Consider the following 15571-nt stretch of genomic DNA (forward strand, 5'->3'; position numbering starts at 1 on the left):
AAATGTTCCGCATAGCCGATAAGCGATCAGAGTCGCTGAGTGATCCAGGGGGTTATGAGCACCGCTGGTGAGCGATCGTGGGTTACGCTACGGACCATGTGCGGAATCGTGGGATACGTCGGCGCGCGGCCGGCGTTGGGCATCGTGTTGGACGGACTCCGGCGACTGGAATACCGCGGCTACGACTCGGCGGGCGTCGCGATCGTCTGCGACGACGAGCTGCGCACCGAGAAGCGGGCCGGCAAGCTCAGCAACCTGGAGAAGACGCTGGGCGACGAACGATTCGGCTCGGCCCGGGCCGACGGCGCGGCCGCCCGGCCGCTCGGCCGCCCGCCCATGGTGGGCATCGGCGACGGCACCGCCGGGATCGGGCACACCCGCTGGGCGACGCACGGCGGCCCGACCGACCGCAACGCCCACCCGCACCTGTCCCGCGACGGCCGGATCGCGGTCATCCACAACGGGATCATCGAGAACTTCGCCAAGCTCGTCGCCGAGTTGGAAGCCGACGGTGTCGAGTTCGTCAGCGACACCGACACCGAATGCGTGGCCCATCTGCTCGCCGCCGCCCTGACCGATCTGCGGGCCGTCGGTGAGCCCGACGGCCCGCAACTGCTCGCCGCCGCGATGCGCCGCGTCGTCCAGCGCCTGGAGGGTGCCTTCACCCTGCTCGCGGTCGACGCGGGCATCCCCGGTGCGGTGGTCGGCGCCCGACGCAACTCCCCGCTGGTCGTCGGGCGGGGCGTCGGCGAACACTACCTGGCCAGCGACGTGTCCGCGTTCATCGAGCACACCCGGGACGCGGTCGAACTCGGCCAGGACCAGGTCGTGCTGATCACCGCGGGCGACATCGAGATCACCGACTTCTTCGGCGCTCCCGCGCTCGGCCGGGACTTCCACATCGACTGGGACGCCTCGGCCGCGGAGAAGGGCGGCTACGACTACTTCATGCTCAAGGAGATCGCCGAGCAGCCGCAGGCGGTCGCCGACACGCTGCTCGGTCGGCTCACCGAGGCCGGCGAGATCATGCTCGACGAGGTTCGCCTGACCGACCAGGACCTCCGGGACGCCGACAAGATCTTCATCATCGCCTGCGGCACCGCGTACCACTCCGGTCTGGTCGCCAAGTACGCCATCGAGCACTGGACCCGTATCCCGTGCGAGGTCGAGCTGGCCAGCGAGTTTCGCTACCGTGACCCGGTCCTCGACCGGTCCACCCTGGTCGTGGCGATCTCCCAGTCCGGGGAGACGATGGACACCCTGATGGCGTTGCGGCACGCCAAGGAGCAGAAGGCACGCGTCCTGGCGATCTGCAACACCAACGGCTCCACCATCCCGCGTGAGTCGGACGCGGTGCTCTACACCCACGGCGGTCCGGAGATCGCGGTGGCCTCCACCAAGGCATTTCTCACCCAGCTGGTCGCCTGCTACCTGATCGGGCTGCACCTGGCCCAGGTGCGCGGCATCAAGTACGCCGACGAGGTGGCCGCCGTCGTCAGCCAACTCCACCAGGTGCCGGACAGGCTGCGCCAGGTGCTCGCCGAGATGGAGCCGGTACGCCAGCTCGCCCGCGAACTGGCCGGCGCCAACCAGGTGCTGTTCATCGGCCGGCACGTCGGCTACCCGGTCGCTCTCGAAGGCGCGCTCAAGCTCAAGGAACTCGCCTACATGCACGCCGAGGGCTTCGCCGCCGGCGAGCTCAAGCACGGCCCGATCGCCCTGATCGACGAGGGTACCCCGGTGGTCTGCGTGGTGCCCTCGCCGGCGGGCCGGGGCGTGCTGCACGACAAGATCGTGTCGAACATCCAGGAGGTACGCGCCCGGGGCGCCCGTACGGTGGTGATCGCCGAGGAGGGCGACACCGCCGTCGTTCCCTACGCCGACGATCTGATCTACGTACCGCGGACCCCGACCCTGCTCGCCCCGCTGCTGACCACCGTGCCGCTGCAGGTGCTCGCCTGCGAGATCGCGGCTGCGCGTGGCCACGACGTCGATCAGCCCCGTAACCTGGCCAAGTCGGTCACGGTCGAGTGAACGCGGTGAGCTGATCCTGGTCAGCGCAGTCAGCGCAGTCAGCGCACGGTCGCCTGGTGTCCGGTGCCCAGCACGATCCGGGCCATCGAATCCAGCGCCGGGTTGTCGGCCGCCCAGTAGCCCGCGTGCCCGGACGCGTCGCTGGTGAAGACCCGGGCACCGAAGGCCGGATCGCTCGGGTCCGGCCCGAACCACAGCTGCTCGCCCGGCGGCCACCGGGGCAGGCCGGTCAGCCGGATCGCGTCGTCGGGCGCGGTGCTCGCCCACACCTGACCGGCCGGCACCGCGAGGTCGTCGGCACGGGTCACCCCGACACCCGGCGAGCCGACGAAGACCACGTTGTCGGCGGCGAACCCGGGTTCGTGCGCCGCCGTACCCACGACCAGCGAACCGTAGCTGTGGCCGAGCACGGTCAACTCGGCCGGGGCCCCCTGGCCGGCGGCGCGCAGGCCGGCCTGGAACTGGTGCAGGTCGGCCGCGCCACGGTGGGCCAACTGAGCGCTGGCGGCCTCGTCCACGAACGCCGGCGCCGTATAGTCCAGCCACAACACCGCTGCGGTCGACTCCTGCGGTGCCAGCGTGTGGCAGCGCTGCTGCACCCGCTGTGCCCGATCCAGTTCGCCGACAGCCCGGTCCAGCCCGCTGCCCATCCCCGGCACATGGGTCAGGACGTTGTCCGCCCGGTCCGGGTCACCCAGCGCCACGACCACCCGCCCGGCAGCGCCGTTTTCGGTGCCGGTATCGAGAGCCAGCAGGTAGGCCCGCGGGCCGGTGCCTGCGGCCAGCCGATCCGCGACCGTGTCCAGGCCGGCCAACAACTGATCGAGGCGGCGTAGTTGTGGCACCAGCGTCGCCGAGTACGCGTCGGTGGTCAGCAGCCTGGCGCGTTCGGCCAGCAGCGCGGCCCGCTGTCGGGCCAGCAACAGCCGGTTGGCCTGATCCCGGGCGGTGGCGGGCAGCCCGTCGAGCCGGCCGACCCAGCCCGGCTCGTGCCGGCTGAGCCACCGTTGTTCCGCCTGGTCGAGCCCGTCCCACCAGGAGCGCACCGCCGCCGGCCCGGCTCCCGGTGCCGGTCGGTCCGTCGGTCGCCGCTCCGGCCAGCCCTGGCTGGCCGCGGTGGCGGCGTCGTCGAGCCGGCGGGCGGCGTCGGTGTCCGCCGTGGTGGCGATGGCGAGCGCCTGCTCGATGCCGGCGGCCACCCGACGTGCCCCGGCCAAGGTGGGCCCGTCCGGGCGGGTGACCGCCGGGTCGGCCCGGACCTGTCCGGCACGGTCCACCGACAGACCGAGTTCGCCGGCGACGCCGACCCAGGTGGCGAGCACGGACTTGGCCCGGCCCAGTTGCTCGGCGTACCCGCTGAGAATCTGATCCACGGTGAACAGCGCCGGGCTGGCGGCGGCCAGCCGCTCGTGCAAGCCGGCCAGTTGCCCGGTCGCCGCGTCGGCGGCCGTCCCGGACCACGCCTGGCGCAGGTCGTCGACGGTGGTGGCGGCCCGGTCCCCGTGCCGGGCGAGCACTGGTTGCTGCCGCCGCCAGGCGACGGCGGCCCGCTGCCAGGCGGCGGGGTCGGCACGCCACAGCTGCCGGTAGGTGATCGTCACCTGAACAGGCGCCGAACAGCGCGCTGGTCCGCATCCTGGTAGCCGGTCGCCGTCGTACGCAGCGCCCGCCCGGCCGTGGCGGCAAGTGCGCCGGAGCCGCACAGCTGCCGGTGCACGGCCACCTCCACTTCCACCAGGGCGGCGGCCGACGTCCACCCCGGCGCCTCCACGACCAACTCGCCAGCGCCGGCCAACCCGTGACCCAACTGGTGGCCCAGCCCGGCGAGCCGGTGCGCCGCCGTCAGCAGCGCCGCCGGCCGGACCGCGACCGGCTCGGCACCGGCGGCTCCGTGCTGGCTCGGGATTTGACCCACGGTTGCCTCCATCTCGAAACGATGCGTCGACGGTAGGCGTCAGGGGCGCCGTCGTGATTTGCCTGTGGACAATCAGGCCAGCCGGTAGGCCGGGGTCGTCCACACCCATTGCCGCCCACCGCCGCGCCGGTTAGCCTCCACCGGCTACCGACGCCGGTAGGGTGGTCGGCGTGATCGTGGGAGTTGGCATCGACGCGGTCGGCGTGGCGCGCTTCGCCCAGGCTCTGGCCCGGACCGCGTCGCTCGCCGCCCGGTTCGTGGGTAAGGCGGCCGTGGGTTTCGTGGGTAAGGCGGCCGTGGGTAAGGCGGCCGTGGGTGAAAAGGCCATGGGCAAAAAGGCCGTGGTCACGGCCTTGGGTGTGCCGGCCGGCCTGCGCTGGCACGGCGACGGCATCGCCGCGGCGATCGTGGCGGCGATCGTGGCGGCGCAGCGGTGATCTCGGTATGGCGGGTGGCCGACGTGCGCAACGCCGAGCAGGCCCTGATGGCGACCCTGCCGCCGGGCACGCTGATGCAGCGGGCCGCGGCCGGGCTGGCCCGCCGGTGCGCCCTGCTGCTGGCCGATCGCGGTGGCGTGTACGGCGCGCGAGTGCTGCTGCTGGTCGGCTCTGGCGACAACGGCGGCGATGCGCTCTACGCCGGTGCCCGGCTGGCTCGGCGAGGTGCTCGGGTGGACGCACTGCTGCTCGCACCGCAGCGGGCGCACCCCGGCGGACTGACCGCCCTACGGGCTGCCGGTGGCCGGGTCACCGATGCCGTCGGCCGGCACGCCGACCTGGTCCTCGACGGCATCGTCGGGATCGGTGGCAGCGGTGGTCTACGGGAGCCGGCGGCGGGCGCGATCGCTCGGGCCGCCGAGCTGACCACCCCGAGCGGCGGGCGGGCGACGCTGGTCGCGGTCGACGTACCCAGCGGGGTGGCGGTGGACACCGGGGCGTTACCGGGGGGCAATGGCGACCCGGTCCCGACGGCGACCGTGCGCGCCGACACCACCGTCACGTTCGGCTGCCTCAAACCGGCTCTGGCGGTCGGGCCGGCGGCCGCCTGCGTCGGCCAGTTGGACCTGGTCGACATCGGCCTGCGGCCGTGGTTGCGCGGCGCGCCCGCCTTCGAGTTGCCGGGCCGGGCGGACGTGGCGGCCTGGTGGCCCCGGCTCACCCCGGCCGCCGAGAAGTACAACCGTGGTGTGGTCGGGGTGGCGACCGGGTCGGTGACATACCCCGGCGCGGCCGTGCTCTCCGTCGGCGGTGCGGTGGCCGGCCCGACGGGCCTGGTCCGCTACGCCGGCGGCGCCGACACGCAGGTGTTGCAGCACCATCCGTCGGTCATCGCGACCGGCCGGGTCGCCGACGCCGGCCGGGTTCAGGCCTGGGTCTGCGGATCCGGCCTGGGCGGTGGCGAGTCGGCCGCCGCCGAATTGCGGGCCGTGCTGGCCGCGCCGGTGCCGGTCGTGCTGGACGCCGACGCGCTCACCATGCTGGTCGACGGGACCTGGTCGGAGCAGCTGCGTAGCCGTCGGGCACCGACCGTGATCACGCCGCATGACCGGGAGTTCGCCCGGCTGGCCGGCGGGACGTCCGGCGCCGACCGGGTCGGCGCCGCGCTGCGGCTGGCCGCCTGGATGCAGGCCACCGTGCTGCTGAAAGGCGACCGGACGGTGGTCGCCGGCCCGGACGGCCGGGCCTTCGTCAACCCCACCGGGACGCCCGCGCTGGCCACCGGCGGGACCGGCGATGTGCTGGCCGGTCTGCTCGGCTCGCTACTCGCTGCCGGTCTGGCGCCGGAGCGGGCCGCGCTCGCCGCGGCGTACGTACACGGACTGGCCGGGCGGGAGGCCGCCCGCGGCGGGCCGGTCACCGCGGTCGAGGTGGCGGCCGCGTTGCGGCCGGTGGTAGCCGAGCTGACCAGCGGGTAGCCGAGCTGACCAGCGCGGAACCTGCCCGATCAGGTGACTGATCAGTAGGCTGGACGCATGTGGCAGGCACAGGTGCGGGTCGACCTGGACGCGATCCGGGAGAACGTGGCCCGGCTGCGGGCCGGCACCAGCGCCGAGGTGATGGCCGTGGTCAAGGGCGACGGGTACGGCCACGGCATGGTGCCGACCGCCCACGCCGTCCTCGACGCCGGTGCCGGCTGGCTCGGCGTCTGCACCCTCGGCGAGGCGCTGCAGCTGCGTCGGGCCGGGCTGACCGCGCCGGTGCTGGCCTGGCTGCTCGCGCCAGGGCTGCCGCTGCACGAGGCGATCGCCGCCGACGTCGACATCGGCATCGGCAGCTGCGGCCTGCTCGCGGAGGCGGTCACCGCGGCGCAGCTCGCCGGCCGGCCGGCCCGGCTGCATCTCAAGGTCGACACTGGGCTGGCACGTGGCGGCGCGACCGCCGAGGACTGGCCCGACCTGGTGGAGGCCGCCGCCAAGGCACAGTCCGACGGTACGGTCGAGTTGGTCGGCGTCTGGAGCCATCTCGTCTTCGCCGATGCTCCCGGACACGCCACCATCGACCGTCAGCTCACCGCGTACCGGGACGGGCTGGCCGTGGCCGAACGGCTCGGCGTACGGCCGCGCTACCGCCATCTGGCGAACTCGGCGGCGACCCTGACCCGGTCGGACACCCACTTCGACCTGGTCCGCCCAGGTATCGCCTGCTACGGGCTGTCGCCGGTGCCGGGGGAGCGGTTCGGGCTGCGGCCGGCGATGAGCGTCCGGGCCCGGGTGATGCTCACCAAACGGGTCCCGGCCGGACAGGGCGTGTCGTACGGGCACACGTACCACACCGAGCGGGCCGGCACCCTCGCCGTGGTGCCGCTGGGCTACGCCGACGGGGTGCCCCGGCACGCCTCCAACCGCGGTCCGGTCCAGCTCGCCGGCCGGATACGACGGATCGCTGGCCGGGTCTGCATGGACCAGATCGTCCTCGACTGCGGCGACGACGAGGTCGCCGCGGGCGACGTGGCAACCCTGTTCGGCGACGGCCGGCACGGCGAGCCGACCGCCGACGACTGGGCGGCGGCGGTGGACACCATCAACTACGAGATCGTCACCCGGTTCGGCAGTCCACGGGTGCCCCGGATCTACGCAGGTGACCGGCCGTGAGCCGGCAATACTCACCGACGCAGCGATTCGCCCGGACCGCGGGGATCGTCGGTGCCGCTCTCGGGGTGGCCGCGGCCGGGGTGACCGCGACCGTCGCCGCCGAACGGGTCCTGGTCCGCCGGCTCAAGCGGGAGACCGACGACCCGTACGCCGATGAGCCCTTCGACCAACTGCCCTACGACGAGACCCGGGTGGTCACCGCCGCCGACGGCACCGACGTGTACGTGGAGGTCGTCGAGCCCATCGCCGACAGTCCGGCGGCACCGACTGTCGTTTTCGTCCATGGCTACTGCCTGGACATGGGGACCTTCCACTTTCAGCGTCGGGAGCTGAGCCGCGCCGGCAGGTACCGGATGGTCTGCTACGACCAGCCCGGCCACGGCCGATCCGGGCGACTGGAGTCGGGTGACTACGAGATCGCCGCTCTGGGCGAGACGTTGCGGGCGGTGATCGACGAGACGACGCCGAGCGGGCCGTTGATCCTCGTCGGGCACTCGATGGGCGGGATGACCATCATGGCCCTGGCCGAGCGCTGTCCGGAGATGTTCCACGAGCGGGTGGTGGGGGTGGTGTTGATGGCCACCTCCGGCAGCCTGGTCGACGAGGCGATACAGGGCGTGCCGGCGTTGCTCAGCCGGGCCGGCTCACCGCTGTTGATGTTGGTCAACAACGCGACCAGGCTGACCGGTGGGGTGATCGACCGGGCCCGGCTGGCGTCGTCCGACCTGGCCTGGCTGCTCACCCGGCGTTACGGATTCGGTACCGATCGGCCGAGTCCGGCGCTGGTCAGCTACGTCGAACGGATGAACTCGCGGACCTCGGCCGAGACCGTCACGCGTTATCTGCGGACCCTGCTGACCCACTCCCGCTACCCGGCGCTCGCCGTGCTGGAACGTACCCCGACGCTGGTCATCTCGGGTAGCAAGGACATGATCATCCCGATGGCGCACTCCGAGGAGATCCTGCGCCGGCTGCCCGGCGCCGAGTTCGTCAAGGTGGCCGACAGCGGGCACGCGGTGATGCTGGAACACGCCGACGAGGTGACCACGGCACTGGTCGCCTTCCTTGCGAAGATTCCGTCATGACGCAGATCCGGGTACGTCTGGCCGAACTGGGCCAGACACACGAGTTCGGCCGGCGCCTCGCCGGGCTGCTGTGCCCCGGCGACCTGGTGGTGCTCACCGGACCGTTGGGTGCCGGCAAGACAGCCCTGGTGCAGGGCATCGGCGCCGGCCTCGGAGTGCGCGGTGAGATCACCTCGCCGACGTTCGTCATCGCCCGGGTGCATCCACCGGACGCGGCCCGTGGCGGAAGGCTCACCCTGGTGCACGCGGACGCCTACCGACTGGGAGCGGCGACGGACCCGCGGGCCGAGATCGACGATCTCGACCTGGACGCCGACGTCGACGATTCGGTCACCGTCGTCGAGTGGGGCGAAGGAATGGTCGAGCAACTCGCCGATGCGCACCTGCTGATCCGGATGACCCGGGCCGACGACGACTCGCGCGAGGTGGAGCTGGCCGGTTCCGGTGCCGACTGGCCGACGCGGCTGACCACCCTGGACAGCGGTGTCGTAGGCGCGTCGTAGAGTGCGGCCCGCATCCCGCACGAACCCACGGAAGGCGCCCTCGATGCTCGACCTGCTGGCTATGCTGCCTCCGGCCTGGGCGGCGGTGCTCGCCCCGCACCTCGACCCCGCACGCACCGCCGCGCTCGGTGAGTTCGTCACCGCCGAGTACGCGACCCAGACCGTCTTCCCGCCACAGGAGGATCTGTTCACCGCGTACCGGCTCTGCCCGCCGCAGCAGTGCCGGGTGTTGATCCTCGGACAGGATCCGTACCACCGGGCCGGCCAGGCGCATGGGCTCAGCTTCAGCGTCCGTGCCGGGGTGGCGGTGCCGCCGTCGCTGCGCAACGTCTTCAAGGAGCTTGCGGCCGACGCCGACGTGCCGATGCCGCCCAGTGGTGACCTGACCGGTTGGGCGGACCAAGGAGTGCTGCTGCTCAACGCGGTGCTCAGCGTCCGGCAGGGCAAGCCTGGCTCGCATGCCGGCAAGGGCTGGGAGGAGTTCACCGACGCGACGATCCGGGCCCTTGACGCTCGCGACCAGCGGGCGGTGTTCCTGCTCTGGGGCGGCTACGCCCGGCGCAAGCGGGAGCTGATCACCAACCCGGCACACGTGGTGCTGGAGGCCGGGCACCCGAGTCCGATGAATCCGCGTGGGTTCCTCGGCAGTCGCCCGTTCAGCGCGACCAACAAGGCGTTGGCCGACGCCGGACTGCCCACCATCGACTGGGCACGCACCGGCGGGGATGCTCATCCGGTCGCCGGCTGAGCGTCGGCTCGTGCTCGGCCTCCGGCTCGTGGCCTCGGACCGGAGCATCGCCACATGGACGCCCGGTGCGGGTACTGGCACGTCAGCTGATGATCCGGTAGCCGGGACCGCACGTCCATCGGTCGACGACGCAATGTGTCGGGCGAGCGCTGGCCCGTCGAGGTGTCCGGTTAGGGTGCATACCGTGCTGGTACTGGTGCTGGACTCGTCGACGCCGGCGGTGACCGCCGCCCTGGCCGAGGTCACCGACGTGGATGTACGGCTGGCCGCCAGCCGGTGCACGGTCGACGCCCGCGCGCACGGCGAGTTGCTGTCGCCGCAGATCGCCGCGGTCCTGGCCGAGGCCGGAGCCGGTCCCGCCGGCTTGACGGCGGTGGTGGCCGGACTCGGCCCGGGTCCGTTCACCGGGCTGCGGGTCGGCCTGGCCACCGCCGCCAGCATCGCGCACGCGCTCGACATCGCGGCGTACGGTGTCGTATCGCTGGACGCCCTCGGCCGAGAGGCCGGCACCGACACCGGCCTCGGCGGGGGCCCCGTACTGGTCGCGACCGACGCCCGACGTCGCGAGCTCTACTGGGCCGTGTACGCCGACGGCCAGCGGGTCACCGAACCGGCGGTGGACACCCCGGCCGTGGTCGGCCGGGTCCTGCCCGGGCTGGGCGTCACCGCGGCGGTCGGCGACGGCGCGCTGCGCTACGCGGACGCCCTCGGCGTCGCGGTACGACCGCAGCCGCGCTACCCGAGCGCCCTGCGGCTGGTCGAACTGGCCGCCGACCGCGTCCGCACGTCCGCGCCGGGTGAAAACCTCACTCCGTGCTATCTGCGTCGCCCGGACGCGGTGGCGACCACCGCCCGCAAGCCGGTGCTCCGGTGAGGATCGCCCGGTTCCGCTGGTGGCACATCGAGCAGGCACTGCCGATAGAGGAGGACCTGTTCGGCGCCGAACGCTGGTCGGCGGAGATGTTCTGGAACGAGTTGGCCAACGACCACTTCTACCTGGTCGCGGTCGACGACGCCGACCAACTCGCCGGCTACGCCGGGCTGGCGCTCGTCGGGTCACCGGAACGCCCGGACGAGGCGTGGGTGCAGAACATCGCGGTGCGCCGCGACGCGCAGCGCCGCGGTACCGGTCGTACCCTGCTGACCAGCCTGCTGGACGAGGCGACCCGGCGCGGTGCCCGGCGCACGCTGCTCGAAGTCGCGGTGGACAACGCGCCTGCGCAACGGCTGTATGCGGGGTACGGTTTCGAACCGGTCGGGATACGCCGTGGCTACTACCAACCCAGCAACACTGATGCCCTGGTGATGATGCGAGATGGCTGACGAACCCCTGGTCCTCGGGATCGAGACCTCCTGCGACGAGACCGGCGTCGGGATCGTGCGTGGGCACACCCTGCTCGCCGACGCACTCGCCTCCAGCGTGGCTGAGCACGCCCGCTTCGGCGGGGTGGTGCCAGAGGTGGCCAGCCGGGCCCATCTGGAGGCGATCGTGCCGACGATGCGCCGTGCACTCGACACCGCTGGCGTGACGCTCGCCGACATCGACGCGATCGCCGTGACCGCCGGGCCTGGCCTGGCGGGCGCGCTGCTGGTGGGGGTCGCGGCCGCCAAGGGCTACGCGATCGCCACCGACAAGCCCGTCTACGGCGTCAACCACCTCGCCGCGCACGTGGCGGTGGACACTTTGGAGCATGGCCCGCTGCCGGAGCCGGCGATCGCGCTGCTGGTCTCCGGCGGTCACTCCTCGCTGCTGCTGGTCGACGACCTCACGGCCGGGGTCACCCCGCTCGGTGCGACCATCGACGACGCTGCCGGGGAGGCCTTCGACAAGGTGGCCCGGCTGCTCGGCCTGCCGTTTCCCGGTGGACCGCCGATCGACCGGTCCGCCCGTGACGGCGACCCGACGGGGATCGCCTTTCCGCGTGGGCTCACCGCGCCGAAGGATCTTGCCGCGCACCGGTTCGACTTCTCGTTCTCCGGCCTGAAGACGGCGGTGGCCCGCTGGGTCGAGGCCCGGCAACGGGCCGGTGAACCGGTGCCGGTGGCCGACGTCGCGGCATCCTTCCAGGAAGCGGTCTGCGACGTGCTGACCGCCAAGGCGATCGACGCCTGCCGGACCCGGGGCGTGCAGACCCTGGTCATCGGCGGTGGTGTGGCGGCCAACTCCCGGCTGCGGGCAATGGCCGAGCAGCGCTGCGCGCGGTACGGAATCCAGGTTCGGGTGCCCCGTCCGAAGCTGTGCACCGACAACGGGGCGATGGTGGCCGCCCTCGGCTCGCATCTGGTCGCCGCCGGGGTACCGGCCAGCCGGCTCGATCTGCCGGCCGACTCCGCGCTGCCGCTGACCACGGTGAGCGTGTAATGTCCGGCGACGTGATCGTGCGGATGTGGGAGGCCAAGGCCGAACCGAACCGCCTGCCGGAACTGCTCACCTGGGTGTGCGACACCGCACTGCCGGAGATCGAGCACAGCCCGCTGCACCTGGCCAGTGAGGTCTTCTCGTCCACGGACGACCGGCTGGTGGTCGTCTCGAAGTGGCGCGGCAGCCCGCTGGCCCTGCCCGATCCGCCGCTGCGCCTGGTCACCCGCCCGCCACACAGTTGGGATTTCACCCAGGTCGACCGCTGACCAGGCCGCTTGTCGACCAGTGGTAAATCGGTGGCTGGTCAGCCAGTCGCTGATGCCGGCCGTGATCGGGCAAGCGGTGGATGCCGGCCTGACCGGCGCGAACCCGGGTGCGCTGGTGCGTTGGGGTCTGGTGCTGCTGGCCATCGGGCTGGCACAGGCGGGCGCCGGGTCTGGCAGGGCACCGGCCGGTCCACCGCCCTGCCGGCCACCAGTCGGTCTACCGCCCTGCCGGCCACCGGCTAACCGGCGGTGACGTCCAGCGGATCGGCGAGCAGTTGCTCGAAGGCCAGCTCGGCGGCACCGATCAGCTGGGCGTCGTCGCCGAGTTTCGGGGTGCGCAGCCGGACGTGTTCCCGGCAGGCCGGTAACGCGGTCGAGTTCAGTCGGCTGCGTACGTGCGCCGCCGCCGCCAGGTAGACGTCGCGCAGCGTGCCACCGAAGACGACCGTCTCCGGGTTGAAGATGTTCACCAGGTTGGCCACACCGAAACCGAGCCAGTCACCGATCTGGCGGATCGCCGACTGGGCCATGCTGTCGCCTCGGTCGGCGGCGTCGACGACGGCCAGCACCGCCTCCCGGCCGACCGTGTCGGCCCGACCCGCCGCCCGGACCAGCGCGTGCTCGCCGATCTCGGTCTCCCAACAGCCGCGCGAGCCGCACAGGCAGGGCCGGCCCCCGGGACCGGGATGCACCACCATGTGGCCGACCTCACCGCCGTACCCGCCGTGCCCGGTCATCCGCCGGCCACCGGTGATGATCCCCGCTCCGACGCCGACGTCGCCGTACAGGTAGATGACGTTGTCGCAGCCGACCGCCGCGCCCCGGGCGTGCTCGGCCAGCGCGCACACGTCGGAGACGTTGCCGACCAGTACACCCCGGTCATCGCCGAGGGCCTCGGCCAGCGCGGTGCCGAGCGGCTCGTCCACCCAGCCCATGGTCGGCCCGAGCCGGACCATGCCGTCGTCGCGGCGGACCAGCCCGCAGACCGCGACTCCGCTGCCGGCGCAGACCGACCCGGCCGGCACCGCCTGGTGCAGTTCCTTGACGAACGCGGTGAGCGGCCCGACCGCTTCGGCGGCCAGCGTGCCCCGGGGCCGCTCGGCGGTCCGCTCGTCGAGAATCCGTCCGCCCAGCCCTACCCGCGCCGCGCGCAGCCGGTCCACCTCGATGCTCAGCGCGTACGCGTACACCCGGTCGGAGCGGGGCCGGACGACCAGTGACGGCCGTCCGGCCCGGCCGGTTTCCCGGCTGCCGTCCTCACCGACCAGGCCGACGGCGGCCAGGTCTGCGGTGAGGGCACCGATGGTGCTGCGGTTGAGCCCGAGCGCGGTGGTCAGCTCGGCCCGGGAGGTGGGGCCGTGCAGGTGTACGTATCGCAGCAGCGCACCGAGGTTCTGCCGGCGGATCTCCTCCTGGCTGGGCCCTGCCCGCATGGTGCAGTCTTCTCCACCGTCATCGCGCCTGGGCGGCTCGGCGGCGCGACAGCGCGTCGACGCTCGCGGCCAGCAGCAGCACCAGCCCGGTGAACAGGAACTTCACCCCGGAACTGGCGTTGAGCAGACCCATCCCGTTCTCGATCACCGCGACCACCGCGCCGCCGAGCACGGCGTCGAGCACCCGTCCCTTGCCACCGAACAGGCTGGTGCCACCGATGACCGCGGCCCCGACCGCGAACAGCAGCACGTTGCTGCCGCCGGTGTTGGCGTCCACCGAGTTGCCCCGGCTGGCCGCCACGATACCGCCGACGGCGGCCATCGACGAGCAGATCATGAACGCGGAGATGCGGATCCGGTCGACGGTGATGCCGGCCCGACGGGCCGCTTCCCGGTTGCCGCCAACGGCGTAGATGTGCCGGCCGTACGCGGTGCGGTGCAGCACGAACGTCCAGAAGATCAGCAGCACTACGATGACCGGCACCACGATCGGCACCCCGCGCAGCGAGGTGATCAGCGGATTGACGCTGCGTTCCAGGTTGAGGATGTAGACCGCCGAGCCGGTGACCCCGGCCAGCATCACGATGCGGGCGAACACCACCGGCAGCGGGTCGCTGACCAGCCCTTTCTTGGCGCGCTTGCGATAGCGCAGCAGCTGCACCAGGGCGAAGCCGGCGATGCCGACACCGAACATCGCCCAGCCGATCAGCGGCGGCACGTTGCGGTTGACGATGGCGATCAGCACACTGTCGCGGATCGAGATGTTCGTGCCGCCGTGGATCAGCAGCAGGACCAGCCCCTGGAAGGCGAGGAACGCGGCGAGGGTCACCACGAACGACGGGATCCCGACCTTCGCGACCAGGAAGCCGAGGACGGTGCCGATCACCGTGCCGGTGGCGACCGCCGCCGCGACGGCGACGTACCAGGGCAGGCCCATCTCGGTGGAGAGCACCGCGAGGATGGCGGCGCAGACGCCGCTGGCGAAGCCGGCGGACAGGTCGATTTCACCGAGCAGCAGGACGAAGACCAGTCCCATCGCGATCAAGGTGACCGCCGCGCCCTGGATGAACAGGTTGGCGAAGTTGCCGGCGGTGAAGAAGCTGGGGCGCACGATCGAGAAGACCGTGCAGAGCACGACCAGGCCGAGGATCGCCGGCAGCGCGCCGAGGTCCCCGCCGCGCAGCCGGGACAGGTAGTTGCGGACGTGCTCACCGACGCCGGGTGAGCCGGCGCTGGCGGCGGGGGCCGAGCGCGGGGCGGTGGAGGTGACGGTGCTCATCGGGTGATTCCCCCCGGGCTGGTGGCGTACTCGGTGCCGTTGTCGGCCTGCAGGCCGAGCTGTCCGCTGCGCCCTGCGGTGATCAGCTCCACGATCTGCGCATGGGTGATCTCCGTGCTGCGCACCTGGGCGACCATCTGGCCGAGATACAGCGCGGCGATCCGGTCCGAGACGGCGAAGACGTCGTTCATGTTGTGCGAGATGAGCACGACGGCCAGACCGTTGTCGGCCAGCCGCCGGACCAGTTCCAGAACCTGGGCGGTCTGGGCGACGCCGAGCGCGGCGGTGGGCTCGTCGAGGATGACGACCTTGCTGTTCCAGAGCACCGCCTTGGCGATGGCGACGGTCTGCCGCTGTCCGCCGGAGAGGCTGGCGACGTGCTGACGCAGCGACGTGACGGTTCGTACGGAGAGCCCGGCGAGGGTGTCCGCGGCCATCTGTTCCATGGTCGCCTCGTCGAGGATGATCCCGGAGCGCTTCTCCCGCCCGAGGAACATGTTCTGCACGATGTCGAGGTTGTCGCAGAGCGCGAGGTCCTGGTACACGACCTCGATGCCGAGCGACGCGGCGTCTCGTGGGTTGTGGATGGTCACCGGCCGCCCGTTGAACACGATCTTGCCATGGTCGATCGGGTGAATGCCGCTGATGCACTTGACCAGCGTGGATTTGCCGGCGCCGTTGTCGCCCACCAGGGCGGTCACCTCGCCAGCGTGTACGGCGAAGTCGACGCTGCGGAGGACCTGGACGGGACCGAAGTTTTTGTCGATGCCGTGCAGCTGCAGCAGGGGGGTCGCGGACACGGATGGGTCTCCTTAGTCAGGGGGTGTCCGTCCGGTGCCGGCGCCGGCGGGTGCC

Annotated in this window: 16 protein-coding genes; 11 read left to right on the top strand and 5 right to left on the bottom strand. The window is 72.2% G+C overall.

All coding sequences use genetic code 11. The features are described 5' to 3' along the window. Window positions 1-96 precede the first annotated feature (96 nt). Window positions 97-2034, top strand: a complete 1938-nt coding sequence (gene glmS, locus ACN27F_RS22135) for a glutamine--fructose-6-phosphate transaminase (isomerizing) (RefSeq protein WP_421436406.1) — start codon at window positions 97-99, stop codon at window positions 2032-2034. 38 nt (window positions 2035-2072) lie between these two features. Here glmS and ACN27F_RS22140 read toward each other — a convergent pair whose 3' ends face one another. Together ACN27F_RS22140 and ACN27F_RS22145 are read right to left on the bottom strand one after the other, a co-directional pair. Then, on the bottom strand, window positions 2073-3635 hold the full coding sequence (locus tag ACN27F_RS22140) for an alpha/beta hydrolase (protein ID WP_421436408.1): 1563 nt from the start codon (window positions 3633-3635) through the stop codon (window positions 2073-2075). Then, on the bottom strand, window positions 3632-3949 hold the full coding sequence (locus ACN27F_RS22145) for a hypothetical protein (RefSeq protein WP_421436410.1): 318 nt from the start codon (window positions 3947-3949) through the stop codon (window positions 3632-3634). Before ACN27F_RS22145 ends, ACN27F_RS22140 begins: the two co-directional genes overlap by 4 nt. Window positions 3950-4110: 161 nt before the next feature. Between ACN27F_RS22145 and ACN27F_RS22150 the strand changes: the two genes are divergently transcribed. The 10 genes from ACN27F_RS22150 (at window position 4111) to ACN27F_RS22195 (ending at window position 12004) form a co-directional block, all read left to right on the top strand. Continuing rightward, window positions 4111-4386 (top strand): hypothetical protein, encoded by a 276-nt coding sequence (locus ACN27F_RS22150; RefSeq protein WP_421436412.1) that lies wholly within the window; start codon window positions 4111-4113, stop codon window positions 4384-4386. Continuing rightward, window positions 4383-5864, top strand: a complete 1482-nt coding sequence (locus tag ACN27F_RS22155) for an NAD(P)H-hydrate dehydratase (protein ID WP_421436415.1) — start codon at window positions 4383-4385, stop codon at window positions 5862-5864. Before ACN27F_RS22150 ends, ACN27F_RS22155 begins: the two co-directional genes overlap by 4 nt. A gap of 57 nt (window positions 5865-5921) precedes the next feature. Then, window positions 5922-7040 carry an alanine racemase gene (gene alr, locus ACN27F_RS22160; RefSeq protein WP_421436416.1) on the top strand — a complete coding sequence of 373 codons (1119 nt, stop codon included), beginning with the start codon at window positions 5922-5924 and terminating at the stop codon, window positions 7038-7040. Further along, window positions 7037-8125, top strand: coding sequence for an alpha/beta fold hydrolase (locus tag ACN27F_RS22165; RefSeq protein ID WP_421436419.1), 1089 nt, complete (start codon window positions 7037-7039; stop codon window positions 8123-8125). Before alr ends, ACN27F_RS22165 begins: the two co-directional genes overlap by 4 nt. Then, on the top strand, window positions 8122-8628 hold the full coding sequence (gene tsaE / locus ACN27F_RS22170; protein WP_421436421.1) for a tRNA (adenosine(37)-N6)-threonylcarbamoyltransferase complex ATPase subunit type 1 TsaE: 507 nt from the start codon (window positions 8122-8124) through the stop codon (window positions 8626-8628). The genes ACN27F_RS22165 and tsaE overlap by 4 nt, the downstream gene beginning before the upstream one ends. Window positions 8629-8671: 43 nt before the next feature. After that, a complete protein-coding gene (gene ung, locus ACN27F_RS22175; protein WP_421436423.1) occupies window positions 8672-9376 on the top strand; it encodes a uracil-DNA glycosylase in 705 nt (234 codons plus the stop codon). 184 nt (window positions 9377-9560) lie between these two features. After that, window positions 9561-10250, top strand: a complete 690-nt coding sequence (gene tsaB, locus ACN27F_RS22180; RefSeq protein ID WP_421440387.1) for a tRNA (adenosine(37)-N6)-threonylcarbamoyltransferase complex dimerization subunit type 1 TsaB — start codon at window positions 9561-9563, stop codon at window positions 10248-10250. Continuing rightward, window positions 10247-10699 (top strand): ribosomal protein S18-alanine N-acetyltransferase, encoded by a 453-nt coding sequence (gene rimI, locus ACN27F_RS22185; RefSeq protein ID WP_421436426.1) that lies wholly within the window; start codon window positions 10247-10249, stop codon window positions 10697-10699. Before tsaB ends, rimI begins: the two co-directional genes overlap by 4 nt. After that, window positions 10692-11738: a tRNA (adenosine(37)-N6)-threonylcarbamoyltransferase complex transferase subunit TsaD gene (tsaD, locus tag ACN27F_RS22190; protein ID WP_421436428.1), complete on the top strand. Its 1047-nt coding sequence runs from the start codon at window positions 10692-10694 to the stop codon at window positions 11736-11738. The genes rimI and tsaD overlap by 8 nt, the downstream gene beginning before the upstream one ends. Window positions 11739-11749: 11 nt before the next feature. Continuing rightward, window positions 11750-12004 (top strand): hypothetical protein, encoded by a 255-nt coding sequence (locus tag ACN27F_RS22195; RefSeq protein WP_421440389.1) that lies wholly within the window; start codon window positions 11750-11752, stop codon window positions 12002-12004. A 239-nt stretch (window positions 12005-12243) separates the two neighbouring features. Here ACN27F_RS22195 and ACN27F_RS22200 read toward each other — a convergent pair whose 3' ends face one another. Genes ACN27F_RS22200 through ACN27F_RS22210 form a run of 3 tightly spaced genes read right to left on the bottom strand, consistent with a single transcriptional unit; the run spans window position 12244 to window position 15516 of the window. After that, window positions 12244-13437 carry an ROK family protein gene (locus tag ACN27F_RS22200; RefSeq protein ID WP_421436431.1) on the bottom strand — a complete coding sequence of 398 codons (1194 nt, stop codon included), beginning with the start codon at window positions 13435-13437 and terminating at the stop codon, window positions 12244-12246. Between the two features lie 19 nt (window positions 13438-13456). Beyond that, on the bottom strand, window positions 13457-14716 hold the full coding sequence (locus tag ACN27F_RS22205; protein WP_421436434.1) for a sugar ABC transporter permease: 1260 nt from the start codon (window positions 14714-14716) through the stop codon (window positions 13457-13459). Then, window positions 14713-15516: an ATP-binding cassette domain-containing protein gene (locus ACN27F_RS22210; RefSeq protein WP_421436436.1), complete on the bottom strand. Its 804-nt coding sequence runs from the start codon at window positions 15514-15516 to the stop codon at window positions 14713-14715. Before ACN27F_RS22210 ends, ACN27F_RS22205 begins: the two co-directional genes overlap by 4 nt. Between the last annotated feature and the right edge of the window lie 55 nt (window positions 15517-15571).

Origin of the sequence: Solwaraspora sp. WMMB335 (genome assembly GCF_049179075.1) — a bacterium.
In the GTDB taxonomy this organism is placed as follows: domain Bacteria; phylum Actinomycetota; class Actinomycetes; order Mycobacteriales; family Micromonosporaceae; genus Micromonospora_E.

Excerpts from the sequence above, each read along its gene's own strand:
- glmS (WP_421436406.1), top strand. The coding sequence starts at position 97 with ATGTGCGGAATCGTGGGATACGTCGGCGCGCGGCCGGCGTTGGGCATC.
- alr (WP_421436416.1), top strand. The coding sequence starts at position 5,922 with ATGTGGCAGGCACAGGTGCGGGTCGACCTGGACGCGATCCGGGAGAAC.
- tsaE (WP_421436421.1), top strand. The coding sequence starts at position 8,122 with ATGACGCAGATCCGGGTACGTCTGGCCGAACTGGGCCAGACACACGAG.
- ung (WP_421436423.1), top strand. The coding sequence starts at position 8,672 with ATGCTCGACCTGCTGGCTATGCTGCCTCCGGCCTGGGCGGCGGTGCTC.
- tsaD (WP_421436428.1), top strand. The coding sequence starts at position 10,692 with ATGGCTGACGAACCCCTGGTCCTCGGGATCGAGACCTCCTGCGACGAG.
- ACN27F_RS22200 (WP_421436431.1), bottom strand. The coding sequence starts at position 13,437 with ATGCGGGCAGGGCCCAGCCAGGAGGAGATCCGCCGGCAGAACCTCGGT.
- ACN27F_RS22205 (WP_421436434.1), bottom strand. The coding sequence starts at position 14,716 with ATGAGCACCGTCACCTCCACCGCCCCGCGCTCGGCCCCCGCCGCCAGC.